We start from the raw sequence: 25,403 nt of genomic DNA, 5'->3' as shown, positions 1-25,403 counted from the left end.
AAAAAGATCATTATATAATAAAAGATATTAATATGAGTGGACATGATGAAGCATCACAAAATCTAACAAAACAGTTGTTAGAGGCTCGCTCTAAAAGAATTGAGGAGATTAATCGCAATTGGGCAGATTATGCAAATCAAACCACTTTTGCTACTAATGAAGCAGAAGAAGGATTATTGGATGCCTACTTTGCAGAACGAAAAGAAAGAGAAGTTCCTGTAAGTAATTCGGCAGAAACTGAGCCCGTAATCTATACGGTAGTAAGTGGAGATAACCTTACTAAGATAGCCGGAAACTATTCTGGAGTAAGCGTAGAAGATATAGCACTGGCTAATCCGGATGAGGTTGGTCCTGGACCGAATTATAATATTGGTGTCGGTGTACAGTTATCAATACCTAATCAGATTCCAACAATAACTGAGGTTTTTTACGAAAAGGTAAATAGTGGGGTGTTAGGAGGAGATGTGTATATTTTAGCAAAAGGTTTTGCATTAAAAGATAAAGAAGCTACTATAGAAATTTACGAAAAGAGTCCTTATTTGTTAATGGAAAATGAAACACCTCTTACGGTAATTCAATATGATCCTGTAGATGCGGAAAAACCTGTGAATGAAAATAGAATAGAATTAAAAGCCAAATTTAATGATAAAGGTGAAGCGGTAGTAAAAATTCAATTAAGACCTGAAAAACCTGAAGGAGAAAATGCAGAAGACAAGGTGTTCAATGCGTGGAAAGAAAAGTTTACTCCAGAAGATCCGCTGGAAGACTTTACGATAGAACCAAATTCTGATCAAAACGATTTGGCATCGGTTGATACATCGGATTTTATGTTAGACCCAGAAACGGAAAATGAAAGAAATAGAATAACTATGGAAAGCGCTAATGGAACGTATACTTCAGAAAATGTCGATGGAACAAATGTTTTAAATTATACTCCGAATCCTCCAGCAACTGTATCTGATCCACTATGGTTATTAGTAAAAGTGCAAGGAGACAACAATTCGTATGAAGAAGAGTTTTTAAAGCTTACTAATGAATATTTTCAGTTACAAAATGAAATTGCGCCTTGGATGGTGATTGCTTGGGCTGAATTAGGTGTATATGAGGGGGATACTGCTACAGGCGGTTTTAATAGAGTAAAAGAATTTTTCTTGAATGGTGCAGGACAGGCATTACATCCCATTAATCACGCTTGGTGTTCTAGTTTTACCAATTGGGTATTTATCGAGACGAACAAGGTGAAAGGAACAAATTTTTCTACCATCCCTTTAAATGCAAATATTAATAACCCTGCTCTTGCTATTAATTGGTATAACCCGTCTAGATATCCGGGAGGAGTAAGATTATCACCGGATAAAAAGCCTCCTTATGGCAGTGTTCTAATCATGAAAAAACGAAATAGTCACTCTGGTCACGCAGCTTTTGTGATAGATTATGTAAATTCTGGAGATCAATTAACTTTTAAACTTTTAGGAGGTAATCAAACCCACAGAGTTCAGGTAGAAACGTATGTTTTTGTTAAATCTGGTTCTGATTATTTTAAAGGTAACTTTAAACTTTTAGGGTACGTATTACCTCAAGAATATATATATGACGAAAGAAATGAAATATTTTATCAATATCGTAGTGAAGCTTCTTCAAGCGAAGCTGGCCCTACTGAGTAATTTGTTACTCCTACTTTTGATTTGTCTATTGATCTCTTCCTGTGGGAGTCCTAAAAACAATGCTATATCTTTTGTAGATACTAAAAAAGATACTACAAAAATTAGTTCTTTTAAAAAGACAGATTCAGACTCAGTTAGTATTAAAGAACTTATTAAAATTCTACAAGAAGATTATAAGAATATAGATAACAAATCTCTTAATAATCGCTATTTATCTGATACAATTTATGGGGATTGTATTTTTCATAAATTGGAATTAGAAGAGTTATATGAAAGAGGAGATATCTTTTTGTTAAAGAAAAAAATAGTAAGCAAAAAAGTATTTACACAAGATTTAATGAACGTACTAAGAAGCTATGATACTGTAATAATGGAAAATAAACTTCTCGTTATTCCAGTGAATACAAAGGGTGAAGAAATAGAATCAACAACACTTTACAAATTCAAAATTGATAATAATCATATGGAGTTAAAATCAGTAAACTGTATTGGGTGATTAGACGTAGATGGCGTTTAGAATTTAGACACTATCCCAAAAATTAAGTATTTAAAAAAGCAAATATTTAAGAAACCCATAGATGTATGTCTTAATCTCGGCGATACTTTTAAATACAAAAAGTAATAAATAACATTCCAAAACAGAAGCTTTTAATACCTTTCGGAAGAATTCTTTAAAACTATATATAACTCTTTAAGGTTATATTATATTAAGTTCATTTAATAAAAAATAAGTTATCTTAATCCACCAGTCCCAATTTAATAGCGTGTTTAGCTAGGCCTACCACGTTTTTTACATTGAGTTTAGAAATCAAACTGGTACGATATCCTTCAATCGTATACTTACTTAAAAAAAGCTGGTCTGCTATCTCTTGTGTGGTGTATTCTTTAGCGATTAATTGAAGTATTTCTTTTTCTCGTTTACTAAGATTTATCTCATTGTTTTGCTTTTGCTCAAAAATGCTTCTGGTGTAGACTTCTTTAATACTATCCGAAAAATAATTAGAACCGTTTAAGATGGTTTCAATGGCCTTTAAAAGCTCTTCTTTTTTAGCATTTTTGGGGATATAGCCATTTACCTGATCTTGTGTTAATTCATAAATTTTTTGTGGTTCTGATAGCATACTAACGATCAATGTTTTTATAGAAGGGTGATGTTCTTTTATATATTGATTAAGAGCAACTCCATCCATTTTTGGCATATTGATATCCAAAATAGCTAAGTCAATTTGGTCAGAAGCATTAATATCCAGATACTTTTTTAGATCCAAACCGTTACTCGCTGTGTAGACAATCTCATAATCTGATTCATGAGATATAATACTGAGTAGACCATCCAGAAACATCTTATGGTCATCAGCCACAACTAACTTGTATTTATATTTTTTTGTCATTTAGTTCAGTAGGAATTTCGATCCGTATAGCTGTTCCTCGATTGATTGCAGAATCAATATCTATTTTTGCTTTTAATAACGACAAACGTTTTTTTATATTTTGCAGGCCAATACCGGTATTTGTATTTTTAACATCAAAACCGATACCGTCATCCTCAAAAATAATTTCTATAGAATCATTATATACGTTTAGACAAATCTCAATTACTTTGGCCTTAGCATGCTTTAATGCGTTTGTCATTAACTCCTGGATGATTTTAAAAATTTCAACCTTCTGATGGTCATCAATAGAATTAATTTTTTCTTCAGGATGTGGTATAAAAGTAATTTCCGGTTCTGTTACTTTTTCTATGGTATTTATATAATCAGCGATATAGTTTGCAAATGCTGTCTGACTAATTTTCTTAGGAATCAGATTGTGTGATATTTCCCGTACTTGTTCATAGGTGTCATCCAGTTGATCAATAATTGTATTCTGAATGTCTTTATCTTTTTGGATATCTTTCATCTGGAGCTTTATAGCCGCAAGATTACCACCAATACTATCGTGTAATTCTCTGGCGATTCTGCTGCGCTCTTCATTCTGAGCAATCACATAAGTATTCGCAAGTTTTAATTCCTGTTCTTTTAAAAAAGAAGTAATTTTTTGTTTATTAATTTCTTCTTTTTGAGCATTATACTTGTTTTTCACTTGTAATTTTTGATAGTAAACAAGAAGTAACCCAAGGATCGGAATAAGAACCAATATAAAACCAAAAACATAAAACCGCTTTAATAATCTTTGTCTTTTAATTTCAGCATCTTTTAATAACTGATTTTCTTTAAGCTCTAAAATTTCTTTTTCTTTGGTAGCAGTTTCATATTTTACTTCCAATTCGGTGATCTCTTTTCTTTGCTTTCTGTTATTTAATGAATCCCTGAATACGTGATATTGAATTAAGGCTTCGTTAGAAGCTTTGTAATCCTTTGCTTCTTTGTATACAATCGCTAGATTGTCATAGATGTTTCTTTGTATTTCCAGATTAGAAATTTCCTCAGCTTTTACTATAGAATTTTTAAGGGTTTGAATAGCTTCAGAATGATTTCCCAGTATACCTACTACAAGTGCTTTATGTATTGTAGCATTCAGATTTTTATCTACAAAACCGTGCTTATCGGCTATCTCTTTGCTTTTTTCATAGTATTCAATAGCCTGGTTGTACTTTCCGTTTTCATAAAGCACAGATCCTAAATTTAGAGCAATTGTGGCTGATACCTTGGGGTCTTTGTCCGGTGGCATCATTTCAAAAGCTTTGAGAAAATATTGCTCAGCATTTTCAAAATCTTTCTGGAAATAATATATAGCGCCAATATTTACATAATTACCATAAATCGCCTGCTCATTTTCTGCGTGGTCAATGCTTTCTTCTAAAAATTGTATTGCTTTAGTATATTTTTTCTTATTAGCATAAAGTAAACCTAAATCAGATTTTACTTTGACTATCATATCCCTATAGTTTATTTCTTCAGAAATTGTAAGACTTTTATATAAAATTTCAATAGCATTATCCATTTGACCGCTTCTACGAAAACTAGATCCTAACAGTCTATATGCCTTAGCCAAGTATTTTTTGTTTCTCAGATGTATTAAAGACGCTCTGGTATAATACATTGAGGAATCTACTACACCAATAGAATTGAAATAACTTCCTAAATAAAGTTTTGCTTTTGCTCTAATAGAATCTTGATATTTTTGATGCTTCGAAATTTTGGATAATACTGTGTAGGAATATGTAGGGTTATTATCTAAAGAATCAATTGCACTATCGAGTAGTAGTGACGATATTTCCTGGCCAAAACAAATAAACGTACTCAATAGAAATACAGATGTTAAAGTTTTTCTAAGGAATGTGATATCCATTTGGGCTGATGTTAATATAATAAATTGGTCTTATATACGAAGGTAAAGATTCCGTAATGAAGTTTGGTTAATGAAGTTCATATTTAATAAAACTTAACATCATAGAATTTCAATCCAATGAAATAAACTACAAAGTAGGCGAGTTGTGTTATACTAAATTTAAATTCAATTTTAAGTGTTGAAAATAACAAAAAAACACCTGCTTTTTCTTTCTTAAAACCATCCTTGCGTCGTATCTTTAGAGGGTAATTAGAAACCCAATCTTTCTCTAAATATTTTCTATGGAAAACCTTGATGCGGCAAGACTCCAGATGGCATTTACCCTAATATTTCACATTATTTTTGCTTGTATTGGTATGGTGATGCCTTTTTTTATGGTAGTATCACATTATAAATGGCTAAAAACCAAAGATCAAGTTTATTTAACCCTTACCAAAGCTTGGCAAAAAGGAGTAGCAATTTTTTTTGTCACTGGTGCTGTTTCGGGTACTGCATTGTCGTTTGAATTAGGATTGTTGTGGCCAGAATTTATGAAACACGCAGGCCCAATCATAGGAATGCCATTTTCGCTGGAAGGAGCAGCATTTTTTGTAGAAGCTATAGCTTTAGGATTTTATTTGTACGGTTGGAACAAATTACCTGAAAAATTTCATTGGTTTACTGGTATCATTATTGGATTATCAGGAGTAGCCTCAGGGATTTTAGTGGTGGCTGCCAATGGGTGGATGAATTCTCCGAGCGGATTTGATTACATAGATGGACAGTTTCTGAACATAGATCCCGTAAAAGCTATGTTAAACCCTGCATGGTTTACACAAGCATTACATATGACCTTGGCAGCTTTTACGGCTACAGGTTTTGCAGTAGCAGGAATCCACGCCTATCAGGTTTATAAAGGAAGAAAAGTAGCCTTACATACAAAAGCTTTTAAAATAGCATTAACCTTTGGTGCCGTTGCAGCGATATTACAACCTGTTAGTGGAGATATATCGGCAAAAGATATCGCAGAGAGACAACCGGTTAAACTAGCTGCGATGGAAGCGCATTATAATACAGAAAATGGAGCTCCATTATATATTGGAGGTATCGTAGATGCCGAAACACAAGAAGTTAAGTATAAAATCGCTATTCCGGGTATGTTATCGTTTTTAGCATTTGGGGATTTTGACGCTGAGGTAAAAGGATTAAATGATTTTCCTGAGGATGAAAGACCTAATGTACCTATAGTCCATTATGCCTTTCAGACAATGGTGGGTATTGGTGGTGTATTGATGTTAGCCGGGTTATTATATTTTATTTCTTTAAGAAAGAAAAAATGGTTTAAAAGTAACAAGTATTGGTTGCTTTTTGTCTTCTTAGCACCTCTCGGATTTATAGCGTTAGAAGCTGGTTGGATCGTAACAGAAGTAGGGAGACAACCCTGGATCATTCATAAAATCATGCGAACCAAGGATGCAGTAACACCAATGCCTGGAATCGTTTTTAGTTTCTATACGTACATAGTGGTATACTTAACCTTATCTGTCGCTGTGACCTGGTTAATGATTCGTCAGATTAAAGTTCTCAATGCCGAAAAATAATTGATTTATGCTATACGTTGTATTATTCTTTTTGATATTCTCTTTGTATCTATATGTTGTTTTGGGTGGTGCCGATTATGGGGCTGGGATTGTTGAGTTGTTTTCGTCAGAAGAAAATCAAAAAATCACCAAAAAAACGATCTACCGTGTGATGGGACCTGTATGGGAAGCAAATCATATATGGATTATTATTTTGATCGTGATTTTATGGATCGCTTTCCCGGCATATTACAATATATTAGTAGTTAACTTACATATCCCACTTACTATAGTTTTACTAGGAGTCACATTGAGAGGTGTTGCTTTTGTTTTTAGACATTATGACGCGGTGATTGATAATTCTCAGAAGTTATATGATGCTATGTTTAAAGTATCAAGTCTAATTACCCCAATATTTTTAGGAATGGTTTTCGGTGCATTGATAAGTGGAAAAATTCAACTTACGGATGATGTAAGCACCTTAACTTTTTATGAAGTTTTTGTAAAACCGTGGTTTAACGTTTTTAGCATATTAGTTGGGTTGTTTTTTGCTGCTCTTTGTGCATTTCTGTCAGCAGTTTTGTTGATAGGAGAATCCGAGCTGGGAAAAGAAAATATTTATGTTAGAAAAGCCACCATTGCCACTATTGTAGTATTTGTCATGGGGTTATTGACTTTTATTTATGGATATGCTAATGATTACTTATTTGTACGTGGATTTGTTACCAATTTTTATGCTATTATAGCAATGGTAATTTCTGGATTGTTACTGATTCCGTTATGGTTTACCATAAAAAAGGGCAGGAGAGTATTAAGTAGACTTTTTGCAGGGTTGCAGGTGTTTTTGATTTTATTAGCGGCTTTAGTATCTCATTTCCCTAATATCATAATTACAGAATCTAATAGCGTAAGTTTATTAGACAATATTGCGCCTGATAGTGTGATTAATGTTTTAGGAATATCTTTAATTATCGGTGGTGCTGTAATTCTTCCTGGACTGTTTCATTTGTTAAAATCATTTAAAATGATTAAGATATTAGAACAGAATAATAATCCTTCAGTTTAACAAAAGTATTTTTATATTTGTCACCCAATTTCGGGTAGTAGCTTAGTCCGGTTAAAGTGCTGGTCTGGGGGACCAGAGATCGGAGGTTCGAATCCTCTCTACCCGACCAAGAAAATCCAATTGTGAAAGCAATTGGATTTTCTATTTTAAAATAGAACCAAGCTTGCTTGAAGTTATGTTTTGAAATAGAAAAGACAAATAGGGCACTAGCCGATATTGGATTTTTTTGAGCACCGATCCCTTTGATGGATCAACGCAGTTAATCCTGAATCAAGCTTACTTGAGTTTATGTTTTGAAATAGAAAAGACAAATAGGGCGCTAGCTAATATTGGATTTTTTTCAGTTCTGATCTCTGTGGAGGATCAACACAGTTAATCCTCTCTACCCGACCAAGAAAATCCAATTGTGAAAGCAATTGGATTTTCTATTATTACTCGTATTTACTATGCGTGATAATAGCGCTCTCTGTAGATTTTTCCATCTTTCCATTCTGTAGCTACAGTTTGTTCAGAAAGCATTGTGCTTCCATCTTTTAACTTCAATTCCATGATCGCATCATAAAAAGAATGATTACCATTAACTGCATAATTTATCACATCATATCGGATAAACTCCGAAAGTTGGTTATCAATAAAATCTTGTTCGAATTTTAGATTAAACGCTTTTCCTTTTTTAGGAGCATCATTACTTTCTCTAAGTTCCACATCATTGTGTAAGTATGTTTCCATTGCCTCAATAAAAGCTCCTTTAGATAATAATTGGTGAACGTGTTTCAGGTTGTTTTCGATTATAGTTTCCATATGTGTTTTGTTTTTAGATTAATTATACCTGCAAATTTAGATCAGAAGTAAAGGCCGTGAAATGTAAATTATTCCTTAAGACTGATAGATTTTTCTTTTTTGATAAAATTTATTTGTTAATTTGAGTATGAGATTAGATTATTCAAGTATAAAGGATGAGAGTTCTTTTATTCTAACAGATTTTAATTGTTCTCCTGCATTAGATTTACTAAGAGATAAAGGACTGTATAAGATTATATGGAGTAAGGATCAAGCGGTTAGTTTTCGTGTAGATGGATCTCTTATTGAGTTAGAAAAAGATCAAATCATTTTTTGTACGCCGATGAATGTATTGGAGATCCAAAAAAACACAGACGGAATGATTTCACTGGTATTTAATAGAGAATTCTATTGTATCAGGGATCACGATCAGGAAGTTTCTTGTAACGGATTTTTGTTCTTTGGTTCCTCTGTACCTCAAATAGTGTCTCTTAATGAAAAAGAAAAAATTAGTTTTTCGGCGATGTTTGATTCTTTTAGAGAAGAATTTGAAAACAAAGATCAGATACAAGGAGAAATGCTTCAAACGCTTTTAAAAAGGTTTCTTATTAAATCGAGAAGACTTATAAAAGAAGATTTGCCGGAGCCGGATTTACCGAATAATCAATTAGATATTATCAGAAAATTTAATATTTTAATTGAACAGCACTTTCGTGAAAAACATCAAGTTGCTGATTATGCAGCTTTATTATTTAAATCTCCTAAAACGTTGTCTAATTTGTTTCACAAATATAACGATAAGTCACCTTTAGCTACTATTAACGAGCGTATTGTGCTAGAGGCAAAACGGTTACTGTTATATTCGGATAAAACCTCAGAAGAAATAGCGTATGAGTTGGGATATAAAGAAGCGGGGCACTTCTCAAAATTTTTTAAAAAACATGTGGGAATGAATCCTACAGAGTTTAAAACTAAAAAAACCAGGAATTCATAGACAAGATATTGCTAAACTATATAACATTGAATATGTAATATCAAAAAAGACCAACTAGAAATAGTTGGTCTTTTGTATGAATTGTAGAATTAACGTTTTGATTAATTCTTCATATTATCTTTGACCATATTGTAGAACTTATCAAATTTTGGATCAATTATAATTCTCGTTACTGTTTCAATACCTTCTGTAGCATATTCACTTTTTCCTAAAGCTTCCATTCTTTTAGGGTCTACTTTATAATCTGATTGAAGTACCCTCACCACAGATGCTGCTTGTCGAGAACTTAAATCCCAATTATCTATTAGATTTTTACCATCAAGCTTCAAAGCATTACTATTTCCTTCTACTAAGATATTTAGATCAGGATTAGCATTCAGCGTAGCAGCAATCTTTTCTAAAGTTGGTTTTGCTTTTTCATCTACAATATAATTCTTATCATTTTCCCCAAAAAGAGTAGTATTTGGTAAAACTATATATATCGTACCGTTACTGATTTTTATATTATCACCTCCAATAGCATTTTTGAACTTACTAAACACCGCTAAATTGATAGAGTCATTAGAGGTTATAGCATCATTGATAGCATTGAGTTGCTGATCCTTTACTTTAATGATTTCCTGAGATGTCTGAAGGTTACTAGCCTTTTTGTTAGAAAGCTCTGTAAAACTACTCATATTAGTTAATAGCGTAGCATTAGTTTCTTTCAGGTCAGCTACTTGAGTCTCCATTGTTTTTACTTTGGACTGAGCTACTTTTTCATTCTTACGAGCTTCAGTCAATTCTCCTTCAGTAGTTTTTAACTCTTTTCTTAGTTTATCAATTTCTGCTAATAGATCTTTCTTTTTTTGAGCGTGTACAACCGAACTAGTTAATAGTAGTACAGAGGCAAATAAAATAATTTTTCTCATTGGTTTAAGCGATTTGTTGCAGCAGCAAAAATAAAACAATTTTAGAAACTATAACCAAAAACCAGAGGTTATGACTTTTCTAATAGTTTCTTTGCGTTATCAATACTAGAATTGATTTGATCTCTTAGCTTATTAACTTCTACTTCCTCTTCTTTTAGCATTTTCATCTTGGCGGTAAACTTTTCTAAGTCATCAGTTGTAATTTCTTCTCCGTGAGGAAATTTATTACTAAAATCACTCATCCAATCCATCATAAAATCATAGGAGTCTTTAAGGTCTTTCTGTGCTTTTGCATATGATTTTCCAGTTGAGGTAGTATCAATTTTGGGTTCTAGATCCTTGATTAAGGAACTCATTGTTCCCATTTTAGGCATTACTTCATCGTGGACATCGATTACTTGTTGCATTAAGGTATCAAATTCCTGTTCTTCTTTGGATAATTGATTACAGGAAAAGTTGAATAGAAATCCTGTAATTAACAGGAAGAAGTATAATTTAATAGGTTTCATAAGTACTATTCTTTTGTGATTCAAATGTATTGTTTTTCCATCGAATCATAAAATATCATCTCTTTATTAAATTATGATTGGATTAAACAAAGCATACAGATTATTTTCTTATTTGATGAAATTATCCTAAGATGTTTATACGCCAACTAGATTTTTAAAAAGATCTTTTAGTTTTTCAATCAAAGATTTAGCAAATAACCCAGCTAATATTGACCAAAAAATTAAACTAGCTTCATCCAATCCTTCTGAATGAAGCTTAAAACTCCTTGTAGCCTGAAAACCATAATTAATTACAAAACCTGATAAAATACCCAGTAGAGGTCTTACCATAAAAAAAGAAGATATCCTTATACTAAATTTATCTTTTGGAGATTCATTAGGATACTTCAAACCGTTTTTAAATTCCCAACCATTAGCTTTTCGCTGAAGTGCAGAAACTAATGCGGAGATACTGCTACCTAGTATTCCTGATGAGATACAGATCCAAATAGTCTCCAGAAAAAATTTATAATCTAAAATAATAACTAAAGAAGTTAGTATTATGCAAGAAGTCAAAATAAGTATAACTAACCTGAAACGACTCTTTAGCATTGCTTCTTCCAAAACTAAAAGCTCTCCTATTTTTTCAATATGTAGTTTTTGTACTTTTTTAGAAATATTTTTGATTTCCTTTTCTAAATCAAAAACCTGTGATTGAAGTTCTTTAGTTTCATTTGAATTTTCGTTGCCCATAATATGATTATTTATTAGGGGAACAATGTTTATAATTTAATTGGTTATAAAATCTGTGGGAGGTATGTCAAATATACGATATATTTTTATGTTTTTCAGTTGTTTGCGGATTTTGAAGTGTCATTTGGTAGCGATTTCTGTAGTTTTTTACTCTTATATTTTTCGCAAACACATAGTACTAATTTAATTTATTCGATCCACCTTACAATTATAACAACCGGGATTGGCATTATGGATATGTAAGTATACTATTTTTAAATCATTAAATAGATGTTGAATGGTATCGAATAAGGTAGTTCCGTGTACCGTTTTGGCATCAATCATCATAGCATTCTTGTCATACCCTCTAACGGACAGAAGCCTATCTGTTAGCATGGCCGGAATTTCATTAACTTTTAGAGTTGCAGTTTTTACTTTTTGGCGAACGAAAATGGGTCCGGATGCTTCGTATGGTGAATCAACATCGTGATGTCGATATGAAAATAATAGTACTTCTTCTCCAATATTAGCGTCTTCCAAGCTTACGCGACATGGAAATCCGGGTTTTTTGTCTACTACTAGTTTTATAACGTTCTGTTTTACCAATTCTGAATCAGATAATTCAAACAGTGGAGAGATTGTATTTTGGTTAATAGCCTTAACCTGAAAATCATGTTGTATGCGATTCATTTGAATATACTTTTATTTGGTCACAAAGTTCATTTAAAAGGAATCTCAATGCAATCCGATTCTTGCTTAATCTGCTATTTTAAATTTTTAATATGATTATATGAAACAAAAACTCCCCAAACATAGTATGTTTGAGGAGTGTAATTTTAATATTATTGGTAAGTAAAACTTATCTATGAATTGTCTGTGTTCTATCAGGTCCAACAGAAACTATAGTGATTGGAGTTTCTAGTTCTTTTTCCAAAAAGTCGATGTAGTCATTTAATTCCTTAGGGAATTGTGACTTATCATTCATTTTGGTAAGATCTTCTGACCAACCTTTCATCTCTGTATACACCGGAGTTACATTTTCTGGTTCGATATTGTAGGGTAGGTGAGTGATAGTTTTTCCCTGATAATTATAAGCAGTACATACTTTTAGGGTCTTAAAACCACTTAGTACATCACCTTTCATCATCATTAACTGTGTTACTCCATTTACATGTACAGCATATTTCAAAGCAACAAGGTCTAACCATCCGCATCTGCGAGCTCTTCCGGTAGTAGCACCAAATTCATTACCTACACGTCCCATCGTTTCTCCGTCTTCGTCAAATAATTCTGTCGGAAAAGGTCCGCTACCTACTCGAGTAGTATACGCTTTAAAAATACCAAATACTTCCTTAATTTTATTGGGAGCCACTCCCAATCCAGTACAAGCTCCAGCAGCAGTTGTATTGGAAGATGTTACAAAAGGATATGTTCCAAAATCAATATCTAATAAAGATCCTTGTGCTCCTTCTGCCAATATTTTTTTTCCTTCCTTTTGTGCCTGATACAAATATTCTTCGCTATCAATAAAAGTTAAAGATTTTAAAGTTTTTATGGCTTCAAAGAATTCATTTTCTAGTTCTTCCAGATCGTATTCTATTTTTGCATCATAGAAATCGATCATCGCTTCGTGTTTATTGGCTAGATTACGATAACGCTCTTTCCAGTCACTTAATTCCAGATCTCCTACGCGGATACCATTTCTACCGGTTTTATCCATATAAGTTGGACCAATACCTTTTAAAGTAGAACCAATTTTTGCTTTTCCTTTTGAGGCTTCTGATGCCGCATCAAGAATTCTATGAGTAGGTAATATTAAATGTGCTTTTCTGGATATGACTAACTTTGATTTATAATCTAAATTAAACTTAGCCAAGTTATCTAATTCTTTTTTGAAGATTACCGGATCGATAACAACACCGTTTCCTACTAAGTTAATTGCTTTATCGTGAAAAATTCCACTTGGAATCGTATGTAATACGTGCTTAATACCATCAAATTCCAATGTATGTCCGGCGTTTGGTCCGCCTTGGAATCTAGCTATAATATCATAATTTTTTGTTAGAACGTCTACAATTTTTCCTTTACCTTCGTCTCCCCACTGAAGACCAAGTAATAAGTTTACCGCCATTAGTTTTCTTGATTAGTTGGTTTCTTTTTAGTTCCGTAGAAATACAGTGAATGATTGGTGATTTCTACATCAAAAATTTCTTCGATTGTTTTTTTTATGGATTGTATTCTGGGATCACAAAACTCCAGAACTTCACCACTATCCGTTAGAATAAGATGATCATGTTGTCTGTCGAAATATGATTTTTCGTATTGTGCCTGACTTTGACCAAACTGATGCTTACGTACTAGTTTACAATCTAGCAAAAGTTCTATGGTGTTGTAAAGAGTTGCTCTACTAACACGATAGTTTTTATTTTTCATTTTGATATAAAGGGATTCTATATCAAAATGTTCTTCGCTTTCATAAATTTCCTGGAGTATAGCGTAGCGCTCAGGTGTTTTTCGATGACCATTTTCCTCTAGAAAACTAGTAAACACATTTTTAACGATGTTTTGATCGTTTTGCGTAGTTGTTTTGGTACTCATAATGCTTTAAAAAGCAAATTTACATTATTTTTTTATTAGTGAGAGACCAATTTATAAATAGTTATTCAGAAAAAAATGAATGATTTATTCTCTTACCACTTTATCAATACCATTTACTTTGGATAGATTTTGAATGACTGTTTTTAAGGTGTTTTTATTTTTAACGCCTACGGTAATTTTACCGGTAAAAACTCCATCATTGGTATCAAAATTCATATTGTAAATAGCCAGATGCATATTGTTTGATATGATCTGAGTCACTTCATTAACAACACCTATATTATCAATTCCATTGAGTCTTATAACCGCTTTAAATTCTTCCTGACTGGAGTCTATCCATTTAGCTTGAATAATACGATATGCATAGTTGCTTTGCAGTTGTAATGCATTAGGGCAATCTTTTTTATGAATCTTAATCCCTTCATTTACCGTAATAAACCCAAAAACGTCATCTCCGGCAATCGGATTACAACAGTTGGATAATTTATATTCTAGTTTTTCAGAATCTTTACCAAAAACTAACAAGTCATACTTAGACGTAATCTCATCTTTGTTAACATCTTTTGCATTTCCTCTTCGAATTTTATTTTTAATAAAATTCATAAATACATTACTGCGAGTGGTAGCGAATTCTTTGATTTTTTGATTATCAATGGTACCGATACCCACTCTGTAAAATAGATCCTGGCTAGTTTTTAGCTTGAAATATAATACAAGCTCGTTCACTACTTTTTCGCTCATCGTAATTTTTTGCGAACGTAGTTTACGTTTAAGCACTACTTTTCCTTCTTCTGCAATTTGTTTCTTTTCATCACGTAAAGCAGATTTTATTTTTGACCTTGCTCTAGCTGTGGTCGCATAATCCAACCAGTTAGAGGATGGTTTTGATTTGGTGGAAGTGATGATCTCTACCTGATCTCCGCTTTGAAGTTCATGACTTAAAGGAACCAATTTGTTATTTACTCTAGCACCTCTGGTACGGAGACCCACTTCGGTATGTACACTAAACCCAAAATCTAATGCTGTTGCCCCTTTAGGTAAGGATTTGAGGTCACCTTCTGGGGTAAAAACAAAAATCTCTTTAGCATATAGATTAAGTTTAAACTCTTCTACAAAATCTACTGCATTTGCTTCAGAGTTTTCTAATGCTTCTTGCAGTCTGTTTAGCCAACCATCAAGACCTTGATCCTGCTTTTCTTCTGTGTTTTTGTATTTATAATGCGCTGCATATCCTTTTTCGGCAATCTCGTGCATTCGTTCACTACGTATCTGAACTTCGACCCATTGACTATCCGGACCAATTACCGTAATGTGCAATGCTTCATATCCAGTAGACTTGGGTTGTGAAATCCAATCTCTTAGTCTAATTGGATTAGGGCGATAATAATCCGTTACAATAGTATAAATTTTCCAGGCTACGAATTTTTCGTTTTCAATATCATCTGCTTTGTAGATAATTCGAATGGCAAATTTGTCGTAGACTTCTTCAAAAGAGATATTTTGCTTTAGAATTTTACGCCTGATAGAAAAAATTGACTTTGGTCGACCTTTGATTTCATAATCAAGCCCTTCTTTATCAAGCCCTTCTTTAATTTTATCAGAAAATCTTTTTATGTAGGCATCTTGTTCTTCCTTGCTCTCCTTTATTTTCTCAAGTATATCTTTGTATACTTCGGGTTCTGTGTATTTTAGACCTAAATCTTCTAACTCAGTTTTGATATTGTAAAGACCAATCCTATGCGCTAATGGAGCATAAATGTATAAGGTTTCTGAGGCAATTTTTACTTGTTTATCAGGACGCATAGAGTCCATAGTTTGCATATTGTGCAAACGATCGGCGATTTTTATAATAATTACCCTAACATCATCATTAAGGGTAAGTAACATTTTTCTGAAGTTTTCTGCCTGAAGGGATATATCTTTATCTTTTTTTAAAGAAGAGATTTTTGTAAGTCCATCGACTATACGAGCAACAGTTTCTCCAAACATTTGCTCGATATCAACCAGTGTGTACTCTGTATCTTCTACTACATCATGCAATAATGCAGCTGCAATGGAGGTTGCATCCAACCCAATTTCACTGGCTACGATTTTAGCCACAGCTATAGGGTGGAAGATGTAGGCTTCTCCACTTTTACGTCGTTGGTCTTTATGCGCATCTACGGCAATATCAAATGCCTGTCGTATTAGTTTTTTATCATCTTTGCTTAGATCTCGATAACTAATACGAAGCAATTCTTTATATTGCTTGGCAATTTGCTTGTTTTCCTCTTCTATAGCGGCTTCAGTCATACTATAAAGTTTTCTTAGAAAGCCCTTTTATTATCTCATTGTGTGACTTCTCGATACATAAAACCTTCGTCTTAACTTCGAGTTATAGATAAAAATACAACTAAGAATTGTAATGACCAAGTCTATGCTGTTGGATTTATTTTCTTATATTTTTGATCCTCTGTAAAAGCGTTGGATGTGAGTAATGTATGAATACCATAGCGGGATGTGGAGTCAAATTACTAAGGTTGTTTTTTGATAGTTTTTTTAGACTGTTAATCAGCGCTTCACCATTATAAGAGTCTTTTGCATAATCATCTGCTTGGTATTCGAATGCTCTGGAAACAACATTCATTATCAAACCAGTAACCTCTGATATTGGACTGTACAGAATTCCAAATGCGACCAATCCAATATGAAATGAGGGTATTTCTACTCCTAAAGCTTCAGAGAGAAGAGGATTTGCTATAAAAAGTGATAAAAACCAAAGGGTTACTCCGGTAAGCAGAATGGATAAAAGAAGATTAATGATGACATGCCTTTTCTTATAATGTCCAACTTCATGCGCTAGTACTGCAACAATTTCTTCTTTATTTAAATCCTTTATTAAGGTGTCATAAAGTGTAATTCTCTTTTCACTACCTAAACCAGAAAAATATGCATTTGCTTTAGTACTTCTTTTAGATCCATCGATAACAAAAATATCTTTTAGCTGAAATCCTACATTTTTAGAATATTCTTGGATAGTATCTCTTAGTTCTCCAGGCTCTAAAGGTGTTTGTTTATTAAATAGAGGTACTATAAGTTTCGCGTAGAACATATTCATGGCTAGTGTGAAAACTGAAATCAATATCCAGGCGTACACCCAAAAATAATTTCCCGTAATCTCGTAAAACCAAATAATTAAAGCTAATAATCCTCCACCAACCAGGATCATCATAATAATTCCTTTTATTTTGTCAATAAAAAATGTCTTGACTGTAGTTTTATTAAATCCAAATTCTTCCTCTATAACAAAAGTTCTATAATACGATGCGGGTGTCGACAAAATATCACTGCTAATCATTATGATACCAAAAAATATGAGACCTACTACAATAGAATTATCCGAAAAACTTCTTGCGATTTTGTCTACCCATGCAAAACCATCCAGAAAAAAGAACAATAGCATAATGCATAAAGAAATGGATGAAGAAACCATCTTAAATTTATAGTTAGCTTTTTTATAAGCTATTGATTTTTGATATTCATCCTCTGGATACACATCAGAAAGTTCTTCCGGTATATTGTTATTGTAGTGCCTGGCATTAAGAATATCTAGTAAAGAATCTATCAGAAATACTATTATGATAATAGCAATCAATAGGTAAAAGAGCAAATTTGATGTCATTTGTATAGGTTTGTAGCTTTGGGATTTGTAGGTTTTAGAAAGTTAATGATTTTTTAAGTATCAGACAACAAAATCACGTTGTCGTTTTGCTTCAAAAATTAATATTCCTGCAGCTACTGAAACATTCATTGAATCTATAACACCACTCATGGGGATTTTAATATTTTGTGTAGTGTTTTTTAACCACTCATCGGTTAAGCCCTTATCTTCTGTACCAACGACAATTGCAGTAGGTTTATTATAATCTTGGGTGTAATAATTTTCAGAAGATTGTAATGCTGCTCCGTAAATATTTATTTTTCTTTCCTTTAAGAAACGAATGATTTCTTCTGTAGTACCAGAAGCAATTTTATTTGTAAAGACACAACCTACACTCGATCTAATAATATTTGGATTATAAATATCTGTTTTGGGATTGGCAATTAAAAAAGCATCCACTTTTGCTGCATCGGCAGTACGAAGTAATGCACCGATATTTCCAGGTTTTTCTGGGGATTCTGCAACCAGTATTAAGGGGTTGTTAGTATGTAGGTCTAGGTTATTCAGGGAGGTTTCTTTTGAGAACGCTATTCCCAAAACACCTTCGGTTGTAGATCGATGAGAAAGCTTTTGATAAATATCCGAGGTAACTTCAAAAAACTCAATTTGATTATTACTTGTTTCTGTAATTCGTAAAACCTCTTCTTTAGAAATAATAGAAGCACAATAATATATCTGTTCTAGTCGATATCCTCCAGAAATAGCTAGGATTATTTCGCGTTTACCTTCAATAAAAAAACGATTCTCTTTTTTACGCACTCTAGACTTCTCCTTAAGCAGATGCAAGCGTTTTATTTTAGGATTTTGATGGCTGGTAATTTGTGTATGCATAAATGCAAATATAGCCAGAGAAATATGAAATGTTTAACTTAAAGTTTTCAAAGAAACTAAATTTTTAATTTCATTTTTAATTTCTGAAATGATAGATGAATAAGAATGATCTAATTCCTGCATTAGTGCTACGATAGAATCAGAATTTTGTTTTGATTTTCCGTACTTTTCCATTTGTTGAAGAACAAGTGCTTGTTCTGATAGTCCCACTGTCTTAAAACTTGATTTTAGTTTATGAGCAAGCTCTGAAGTCGCTATTAGGTTATGATCTTTTACCGCCGCCTGTAATTTATTATAATCTTGTGGAGTTTCTTCTATGAACATTTCAAGTACAGATTGAATGATTTCATTATCACCAGAAAATGTTTGGTGTAATCCGGAGAAATCACATAATTTTTGATCATTATCATCAATGATTTCCTGGGTGAAACTTGTATAAGATTGTGCTATTATTTCCTGTTTATTTGAATAAGGTTTTAAGCTAAATAATAATTCCTCTAACGCTTTTTCTCTAATGGGTTTTGTTAGGTAAAAGTTCATTCCAGAATCCATAGCCGTCTTTTTGGATTCAGGGAATACGTCTGCAGAACAAGCTACTATAGGGATATTTTTAATTTTTGGATTTTCATGATTTCTGATATACATAGCAGTTTCTGGTCCATCCATTATCGGCATATGCATATCCATTAAAATCAAATCGTAGTTCATATGATCAAGTTTCTGAAGAGCTACTTTTCCGTTTTCGGCAATATCTGCGTTAATATTCCAAATAGAAAATAATTGCTGGATAAAGAATTGGTTCATTCTATTATCTTCTACGATTAATACATTCATTCCGGAAATGGATTGCGGAAACCTGGTTGTGATGTTTGAATTGGAAATACTTTTTAATGTGGTAAGTTTACTTCTCTTATATTCTATAGAAAACGTAAAATCTGAACCAATATTTGGAGTGCTTTCGGCTTGCAAAATACCTCCTTGCAATTCTATAAGTTGTTTGGAAATAGAAAGTCCTAATCCAGTTCCTTCAATTTTATGTTTTCCGGGCTCGTGGACCTGGTAAAAACTACTAAAAATATTATCGAGTTTGTCATTTGGTATACCAATACCAGTATCTTTTACAGAAAACTTTATAGCGATCACGTCTAATTCTTTTGTTTCTGCGGTTACACTAATAACAACCTCACCTTTGTGAGTAAATTTTATGGCATTCCCTAAAAGATTGGTCAGAATTTGGTTTAATCTGAATTGATCTCCTACAATAAATTTAGGTAGAGTAGGATCTATAACGGTTTTATAGGTAAGTCCTTTCTCGTCTGCTTTAATTTTAAACCCTCTTGAAATATTATTAATCAGTTCATGTATGTTAAAATCAGTTTCTTGCCAAGTAAGTTTTCCTGCTTCTATTTTAGAAAAATCTAAAATATCATTTACTAGTACTAGAAGATTTTCTGCCGAGAACTGAATACCATCCAGATTCGCTTTATCTGCTTCAGGGTTGGAAAATCCACCTTTCTGCAGAATGCCAGTAAGTCCTAAAATAACGTTTAATGGCGTTCTAATTTCGTGACTCATATTAGAGAGAAATATCGATTTTGCTTTTGCGGATTTTTCTGCAAAAACCTTTGCTTCCCTGATTTCATTATCAATAAGCTTCTTATTGGTAATATCTCTAAAAAAAGCATTAAACAAATAATCGTCTTTGGTTTTAATCGCTATTATGGTAAGCTCTACATATACAATGGTACCATCTCTTAGAGGAACCGAAGTTTCTACTCTTTTGTTAATTAACTGTCCTTCTCCGGTATTTATATAATTTTCAAAACTATTCTGTAATTCTTGTCTTAATTTATAGGGAACAAGAGAATAGATGCTCTGACCTATTGTCTCTTGTTTGTTTATTCTTAGAATGATTTCTGCTTGCTTGTTCCAATCCAGTACGATACCATTTTTGTCTGTTAGGATGATGCCATCTAATGCAGTATCTAATATTCTGGATTTTAGGTGTTCACTGTGTTTAAGATCATCTTCAATTTTTTTGCGTTCGATAATTTCTTTAGTAAGTCTTTCATTAACTTCTTCCAGGCTATGCAATTGCTTTTGAAGCATTTTGAGCATTTGCTGTTTACTAGGAAAATTTATAAGTTCCTTTGCGAAAATCTCTTCGGGGATTACATTTAATGTAGCTGTGAAAGAATCGAGTAGGTGATAGGACTGAAAATGTTGTTTATATGCATTTAGATATAAGTTGGTAATTGCATTCTCTCCCAAATTCTCTTTCATCTTTGAGAATATTGTTGAAGAAAACTCTAATAATTTCTTTCTTCCCTCTATTATATCTATAGAAGAAGCATTGTCAAAAGCGTCCAAATCTATTTTTATGCTGTCTAAATCAGGATCATTAAAAACACCGATTAATTCCAAAGATTTTTCAATTATTCTAGATAGAAATATCTTACAGATGGATAGTTCTTGCCGTTTAAGGTCTAATAGTATAGGAGCAAAATTTGGATAGTTAGATAGCGAAGGATAAGCTGTTCGTATTTTATCTCTTAATTTTCGTTTTGTATGCTTACGAATTATATTTTTTTCAATTAAATGATCTTCTAAAAATAAATATATCTCGGGTAGCGATTTGATTTTGTTTTCAAAAGAAAGTTTAGTGAAAACATCAATTTGGGCTTTTATTGCTGATGTATTGGTTTTTGTATCAATCTCATTCCACAAGAAGTGTATAAGGTGCAAGATATCCTTTTCTTCCCTATTTGAAGGGAGCCTAGATTTTCTCTTTTTGGGTAGAGTTTTAAACCAATTTTGGATCATGGGGCATTATTTTTATCAGTTACATCCGTTTTGTAAATATCTAATACTAAAAATTAGAGTTACAGGTAATTGATGAACCTTTGTTTTTCCCCAAAAAAAACACGTTTTAAAAAAAGAGTTAAAAAACAGGTGGCAGAATATGGTTTATACATACTTTACAATAGTATACTACCTTATATTTTGGCTTTCCTTTATATTTAGCTCGGACAAATGTAGTAAAAAAATGTCAATCATCTTTTATTTTTATCGTTAAAAAGGGATTTTTTAACGATAAAATACATTTTTTATCGACGAATGGCAATAAAAAAACCCACTCGTAAAAGTGGGTTTTCATTATAAGTGAGAGAATATATTATTAAAAATTACTTTACTTTTTCTACAATCGCTTTAAAAGCCTCAGGGTTGTTCATAGCTAAATCTGCAAGAACCTTACGGTTCAATTCGATATTATTAGCTTTTACTTTCCCCATAAATTGAGAATAAGACATACCGTGTAAACGTGCACCTGCATTAATACGAGTGATCCATAAAGCACGGAAAGTTCTTTTTTTGTTTCTACGGTCTCTATAAGCATATGACATTGCTTTATCGACTGCATTTTTTGCTACTGTCCAAACGTTTTTACGACGTCCGAAGTAACCTTTTGCTTGCTTAAGAACTCTTTTTCTTCTAGCTCTTTTTGCAACAGAATTTACTGATCTTGGCATAATTTAAATTTTTTAGTAGTAGGCGATTCAATAATTCTGAATTTGCAATTCTGAATTCTGAATTCTTTTAAAGGCCCAACTCCTGGGTTTATAATAATTTTAACCTGATTAAAAAGCGATTACTTCAAACGTAATTGTTCTTTAATACTATTTTCATCGCTTTTATGCACTAATGTAGAGTGCGTTAAAGCTAGCTTACGCTTTTTAGATTTTTTTGTCAAAATGTGACTCTTAAAAGCGTGCTTTCTTTTGATTTTACCAGTACCGGTAAGCTTAAAACGCTTTTTAGCACTGGATTTTGTTTTCATTTTAGGCATTGTATCCTTGTTTTTATAATAATCTCACTTATTATCTTTAGAACTTCTTCATATAAAGAAGTTTTTATTATTTAGTTTTTTTTGGAGCAATAAACATAATCATACGCTTACCCTCTAGTTTAGGCATTTGCTCTACCTTACCATACTCTTCTAATTCCTGAGCAAGTCTTAATAACAAAATTTGCCCTTGATCCTTATAGATTATGGAACGTCCTTTAAAGAAGACATACGCTTTTAATTTAGCTCCTTCACTCAAAAACTTAATTGCGTGCTTTTTCTTAAACTCGTAATCGTGCTCGTCAGTGTTTGGTCCAAACCTAATCTCCTTTATAGTGACTTTGGTGGCTTTGGTTTTAAGAGCCTTGTCTCTTTTTTTCTGCTCGTACAGGAACTTTTTATAGTCCATGATTTTACAAACAGGAGGTACCGCTTTTGGAGAAATTTCTACAAGATCTAGTTCTTGCTCTTCAGCAAGTGCTAGTGCTTTTTTGGTTGGGTAAACACCAACTTCTACATTGTCGCCTACAAGACGTACTTCATCAACCCTTATTTTATGATTGATTCTGTGAGCATCTTCTTTAATTACTCTTAGTGGTTTCTGAGACCTTCTTCTTCTTATTGCTATGACTTAAAGATTTAAATTAAACTTAATTATTTTATATTATCCGTTAAACGGTTTTAACGTTCTATTGATTTCTTCTGTAATTATTTCTGCAAACTTTTCAATACTAATTGCTCCAACATCTTCTCCACCATGTTTTCTTACTGAAATAGTATTATCATTTTGTTCTTGTTCCCCTACAATAACAATGTAAGGAATTTTTTTCATTTCTGCTTCTCTTATTTTCTTGCCCATAGTTTCATTTCTATGATCCGCAAGGGCGCGAATTTCGTTATTTTCTAACAAATTTAAAACTTTTTCAGCGTATTTTTCATATTTCTCACTGATTGATAGAACAATAACTTGTTCAGGCATTAACCAAAGCGGGAAGTTACCCGCTGTATGTTCTAGCAAAATAGCGATAAATCTTTCCATACTTCCAAAAGGTGCTCTATGGATCATGATAGGTCTATGCATCTCATTGTCACTCCCTTTATATTCAAGATCGAAACGTTCTGGTAAGTTATAATCTACTTGTATGGTTCCTAATTGCCAACTTCTACCCAAAGCATCTTTGACCATAAAGTCTAACTTTGGACCATAAAAAGCGGCTTCACCGGTTTCAACAATATAATCAAGACCTTTATCTTTGGCTGCACTTATTATTGCATTTTCAGCTTTTTCCCAATTTTCTACATCACCGATGTACTTTTCAGGATTATCTAGATCTCTTACCGATACTTGTGCTGTAAAATTTTCAAAACCTAAAGACCCAAATACATAAAGTACAAGATCTATTACTTTTTTAAACTCTTCATCTAGTTGATCAGGAGTACAAAATATGTGAGCATCATCTTGTGTAAATCCACGTACTCTCGTAAGTCCATGAAGTTCACCACTTTGCTCGTATCTATAGACAGTACCGAATTCAGCATATCGTTTAGGTAGATCCCTGTAAGACCAAGGTCCACTATTGTAAATCTCACAGTGATGCGGACAGTTCATAGGCTTTAATAAGAACTCTTCTCCTTCTGCAGGTGTATTTATTGGCTGAAAACTATCTTCTCCGTATTTTGCATAATGGCCTGATGTAACATACAATTCCTTTTGTCCAATATGAGGCGTAACTACCATTTCATAACCAGCTTTTTTCTGAGCTTTCTTTAGAAATTGTTCTAGTCTTTCACGCAAAGCTGCTCCTTTTGGTAGCCACAGAGGTAATCCTTGACCTACTTTCTGAGAAAAGGTGAAAAATTCTAATTCTTTTCCTAGTTTTCTGTGATCTCGTTTTTTTGCTTCTTCGAGTAATTCTAAATATTCTTTAAGTTCTTTTTGCTTTGGAAAAGAAGTACCATAAACTCTGGTAAGTTGCTTATTATTCTCATCTCCTCGCCAGTAAGCACCGGCAACACTCATAATCTTGACAGCTTTTATGAGTCCGGTATTAGGAATATGTCCTCCACGACATAGATCTGTAAATGTGTCGTGGTCACAAAAAGTAATAGTTCCATCTTCAAGGTTTTCAATTAATTCAACCTTATATTCATTACCTTCTTCCTTATATTTAGCTAAAGCATCATCTTTGGAAACCGATCTCATTTTAAATTCATGCTTTCCTCTGGCAATTTCAAGCATTTTATCTTCAATTGACTTAAAATCTTTTTCAGATATGCTTTGGTCCCCAAGATCTACGTCATAATAAAATCCATTGTCAATCGCTGGACCTATAGATAACTTTACTCCTGGGTATAACTCTTCTAAAGCTTGTGCTAAAACGTGTGAAGTAGAATGTCTAAATGCTTTTTTTCCATCATCATCTCTCCAAGTGAACAAAACTAGATTTCCGTCGGTTGTTAACTCTGTTGAGGTTTCTACAATAGTTTCATTGAATTTAGCCGAAATAACATTTCGGGCAAAACCTTCACTTATATCTTTTGCTACATCCATAACAGTTAAGCTGCTATCGTATTCTCTAACCGAACCGTCTGGTAACGTAATTTTGATCATTATTTTTCTAATTAAAGAGGCAAAGATAATACGATAATAAAATCCTCACAATAAATACAGTGTACATTTATTAAAATATTGAAGGTTATTAGTTGTCATTGGTATCTATTAAGAATTCTATGTTTTAAAGTTTTTTGTGATACTATATATTAAGGATCGATATCGTAGTCACTTTAGAGGTTGTTTTGGTTTAATTTTTAGGTATTAATATATTTTTTTCTTGGTGTAAGTTTATTGTTTAGAGTGTATTATAAAATCTTTATATTTTTTTTAAAAAATACTTTTAATTTTTTGTTGTTGGATTGAAAAAGGGTTGTATGTTTGCACCCGCAAA

The 25,403-nt window shown here is 32.7% G+C and carries 22 protein-coding genes and 1 tRNA gene; 6 read left to right on the top strand and 17 right to left on the bottom strand.

The window, feature by feature from the left end:
* Positions 1–32 precede the first annotated feature (32 nt).
* On the top strand, positions 33–1,664 hold the full coding sequence (locus ACFSR1_RS08300) for a LysM peptidoglycan-binding domain-containing protein (RefSeq protein WP_378291464.1): 1,632 nt from the start codon (positions 33–35) through the stop codon (positions 1,662–1,664).
* Positions 1,591–2,160, top strand: coding sequence for a hypothetical protein (locus tag ACFSR1_RS08295; RefSeq protein ID WP_378291462.1), 570 nt, complete (start codon positions 1,591–1,593; stop codon positions 2,158–2,160). The genes ACFSR1_RS08300 and ACFSR1_RS08295 overlap by 74 nt, the downstream gene beginning before the upstream one ends.
* 241 nt (positions 2,161–2,401) lie before the next feature.
* Here the strand turns inward: ACFSR1_RS08295 and ACFSR1_RS08290 are convergent, their stop codons facing one another.
* Together ACFSR1_RS08290 and ACFSR1_RS08285 are read right to left on the bottom strand one after the other, a co-directional pair.
* Positions 2,402–3,055 carry a response regulator transcription factor gene (locus ACFSR1_RS08290; protein WP_378291460.1) on the bottom strand — a complete coding sequence of 218 codons (654 nt, stop codon included), beginning with the start codon at positions 3,053–3,055 and terminating at the stop codon, positions 2,402–2,404.
* Positions 3,039–4,955 carry a tetratricopeptide repeat-containing sensor histidine kinase gene (locus tag ACFSR1_RS08285; RefSeq protein WP_378291458.1) on the bottom strand — a complete coding sequence of 639 codons (1,917 nt, stop codon included), beginning with the start codon at positions 4,953–4,955 and terminating at the stop codon, positions 3,039–3,041. Before ACFSR1_RS08285 ends, ACFSR1_RS08290 begins: the two co-directional genes overlap by 17 nt.
* Before the next feature lie 281 nt (positions 4,956–5,236).
* Here ACFSR1_RS08285 and ACFSR1_RS08280 point away from each other — a divergent pair, with 281 nt between their 5' ends.
* The 3 genes from ACFSR1_RS08280 (at position 5,237) to ACFSR1_RS08270 (ending at position 7,689) form a co-directional block, all read left to right on the top strand.
* Positions 5,237–6,535, top strand: coding sequence for a cytochrome ubiquinol oxidase subunit I (locus ACFSR1_RS08280; protein ID WP_378291456.1), 1,299 nt, complete (start codon positions 5,237–5,239; stop codon positions 6,533–6,535).
* 7 nt (positions 6,536–6,542) lie between these two features.
* Positions 6,543–7,580, top strand: coding sequence for a cytochrome d ubiquinol oxidase subunit II (locus tag ACFSR1_RS08275; protein ID WP_378291454.1), 1,038 nt, complete (start codon positions 6,543–6,545; stop codon positions 7,578–7,580).
* A 31-nt stretch (positions 7,581–7,611) separates the two neighbouring features.
* Positions 7,612–7,689: transfer RNA gene (locus tag ACFSR1_RS08270), tRNA-Pro, on the top strand.
* Positions 7,690–8,024: 335 nt separating this feature from the next.
* Here the strand turns inward: ACFSR1_RS08270 and ACFSR1_RS08265 are convergent.
* Positions 8,025–8,381, bottom strand: coding sequence for a hypothetical protein (locus ACFSR1_RS08265; RefSeq protein ID WP_378291452.1), 357 nt, complete (start codon positions 8,379–8,381; stop codon positions 8,025–8,027).
* Positions 8,382–8,508: 127 nt separating this feature from the next.
* Here ACFSR1_RS08265 and ACFSR1_RS08260 point away from each other — a divergent pair, with 127 nt between their 5' ends.
* The gene (locus ACFSR1_RS08260; RefSeq protein WP_378291451.1) at positions 8,509–9,354 is read left to right on the top strand and encodes a helix-turn-helix domain-containing protein; all 846 of its coding nucleotides are present in this window, start codon (positions 8,509–8,511) and stop codon (positions 9,352–9,354) included.
* 101 nt (positions 9,355–9,455) lie between these two features.
* Here ACFSR1_RS08260 and ACFSR1_RS08255 read toward each other — a convergent pair whose 3' ends face one another.
* The 14 genes from ACFSR1_RS08255 to thrS all read right to left on the bottom strand — a co-directional run bounded on the left by ACFSR1_RS08255 (position 9,456) and on the right by thrS (position 25,069).
* A complete protein-coding gene (locus ACFSR1_RS08255) occupies positions 9,456–10,265 on the bottom strand; it encodes an OmpA family protein (RefSeq protein WP_378291449.1) in 810 nt (269 codons plus the stop codon).
* A gap of 68 nt (positions 10,266–10,333) precedes the next feature.
* On the bottom strand, positions 10,334–10,774 hold the full coding sequence (locus ACFSR1_RS08250; protein WP_378291447.1) for a hypothetical protein: 441 nt from the start codon (positions 10,772–10,774) through the stop codon (positions 10,334–10,336).
* Between the two features lie 135 nt (positions 10,775–10,909).
* The gene (locus tag ACFSR1_RS08245; protein ID WP_378291445.1) at positions 10,910–11,506 is read right to left on the bottom strand and encodes a hypothetical protein; all 597 of its coding nucleotides are present in this window, start codon (positions 11,504–11,506) and stop codon (positions 10,910–10,912) included.
* Positions 11,507–11,689: 183 nt separating this feature from the next.
* Complete coding sequence (locus tag ACFSR1_RS08240; RefSeq protein ID WP_378291443.1) at positions 11,690–12,175, bottom strand: DUF1203 domain-containing protein; 486 nt, start codon at positions 12,173–12,175, stop codon at positions 11,690–11,692.
* Between the two features lie 169 nt (positions 12,176–12,344).
* On the bottom strand, positions 12,345–13,616 hold the full coding sequence (locus tag ACFSR1_RS08235) for an adenylosuccinate synthase (RefSeq protein WP_378291441.1): 1,272 nt from the start codon (positions 13,614–13,616) through the stop codon (positions 12,345–12,347).
* Positions 13,616–14,083: a Fur family transcriptional regulator gene (locus ACFSR1_RS08230; protein WP_027394175.1), complete on the bottom strand. Its 468-nt coding sequence runs from the start codon at positions 14,081–14,083 to the stop codon at positions 13,616–13,618. The genes ACFSR1_RS08235 and ACFSR1_RS08230 overlap by 1 nt, the downstream gene beginning before the upstream one ends.
* An 84-nt stretch (positions 14,084–14,167) precedes the next feature.
* Complete coding sequence (locus ACFSR1_RS08225; protein WP_378291440.1) at positions 14,168–16,375, bottom strand: RelA/SpoT family protein; 2,208 nt, start codon at positions 16,373–16,375, stop codon at positions 14,168–14,170.
* Positions 16,376–16,511: 136 nt separating this feature from the next.
* Positions 16,512–17,744, bottom strand: a complete 1,233-nt coding sequence (locus ACFSR1_RS08220) for a M48 family metallopeptidase (RefSeq protein WP_378291438.1) — start codon at positions 17,742–17,744, stop codon at positions 16,512–16,514.
* A 60-nt stretch (positions 17,745–17,804) separates the two neighbouring features.
* Complete coding sequence (locus tag ACFSR1_RS08215) at positions 17,805–18,614, bottom strand: TrmH family RNA methyltransferase (protein ID WP_378291436.1); 810 nt, start codon at positions 18,612–18,614, stop codon at positions 17,805–17,807.
* A 33-nt stretch (positions 18,615–18,647) separates the two neighbouring features.
* Positions 18,648–21,437 carry a PAS domain-containing hybrid sensor histidine kinase/response regulator gene (locus ACFSR1_RS08210; protein WP_378291434.1) on the bottom strand — a complete coding sequence of 930 codons (2,790 nt, stop codon included), beginning with the start codon at positions 21,435–21,437 and terminating at the stop codon, positions 18,648–18,650.
* A 362-nt stretch (positions 21,438–21,799) separates the two neighbouring features.
* Positions 21,800–22,144, bottom strand: coding sequence for a 50S ribosomal protein L20 (gene rplT / locus ACFSR1_RS08205; protein WP_219010935.1), 345 nt, complete (start codon positions 22,142–22,144; stop codon positions 21,800–21,802).
* A 119-nt stretch (positions 22,145–22,263) separates the two neighbouring features.
* Positions 22,264–22,461: a 50S ribosomal protein L35 gene (gene rpmI / locus ACFSR1_RS08200; protein ID WP_027394180.1), complete on the bottom strand. Its 198-nt coding sequence runs from the start codon at positions 22,459–22,461 to the stop codon at positions 22,264–22,266.
* A gap of 67 nt (positions 22,462–22,528) precedes the next feature.
* On the bottom strand, positions 22,529–23,044 hold the full coding sequence (gene infC, locus ACFSR1_RS08195; protein WP_298549095.1) for a translation initiation factor IF-3: 516 nt from the start codon (positions 23,042–23,044) through the stop codon (positions 22,529–22,531).
* A 78-nt stretch (positions 23,045–23,122) separates the two neighbouring features.
* The gene (gene thrS / locus ACFSR1_RS08190; RefSeq protein WP_378291432.1) at positions 23,123–25,069 is read right to left on the bottom strand and encodes a threonine--tRNA ligase; all 1,947 of its coding nucleotides are present in this window, start codon (positions 25,067–25,069) and stop codon (positions 23,123–23,125) included.
* Positions 25,070–25,403 lie beyond the last annotated feature (334 nt).

Source organism: Aquimarina rubra (assembly GCF_042684305.1).
In the GTDB taxonomy this organism is placed as follows: Bacteria; Bacteroidota; Bacteroidia; order Flavobacteriales; family Flavobacteriaceae; genus Aquimarina; species Aquimarina rubra.
Note: the sequence above shows the minus strand (reverse complement) of the source record. Positions and strands in the feature narration are given on the sequence as shown.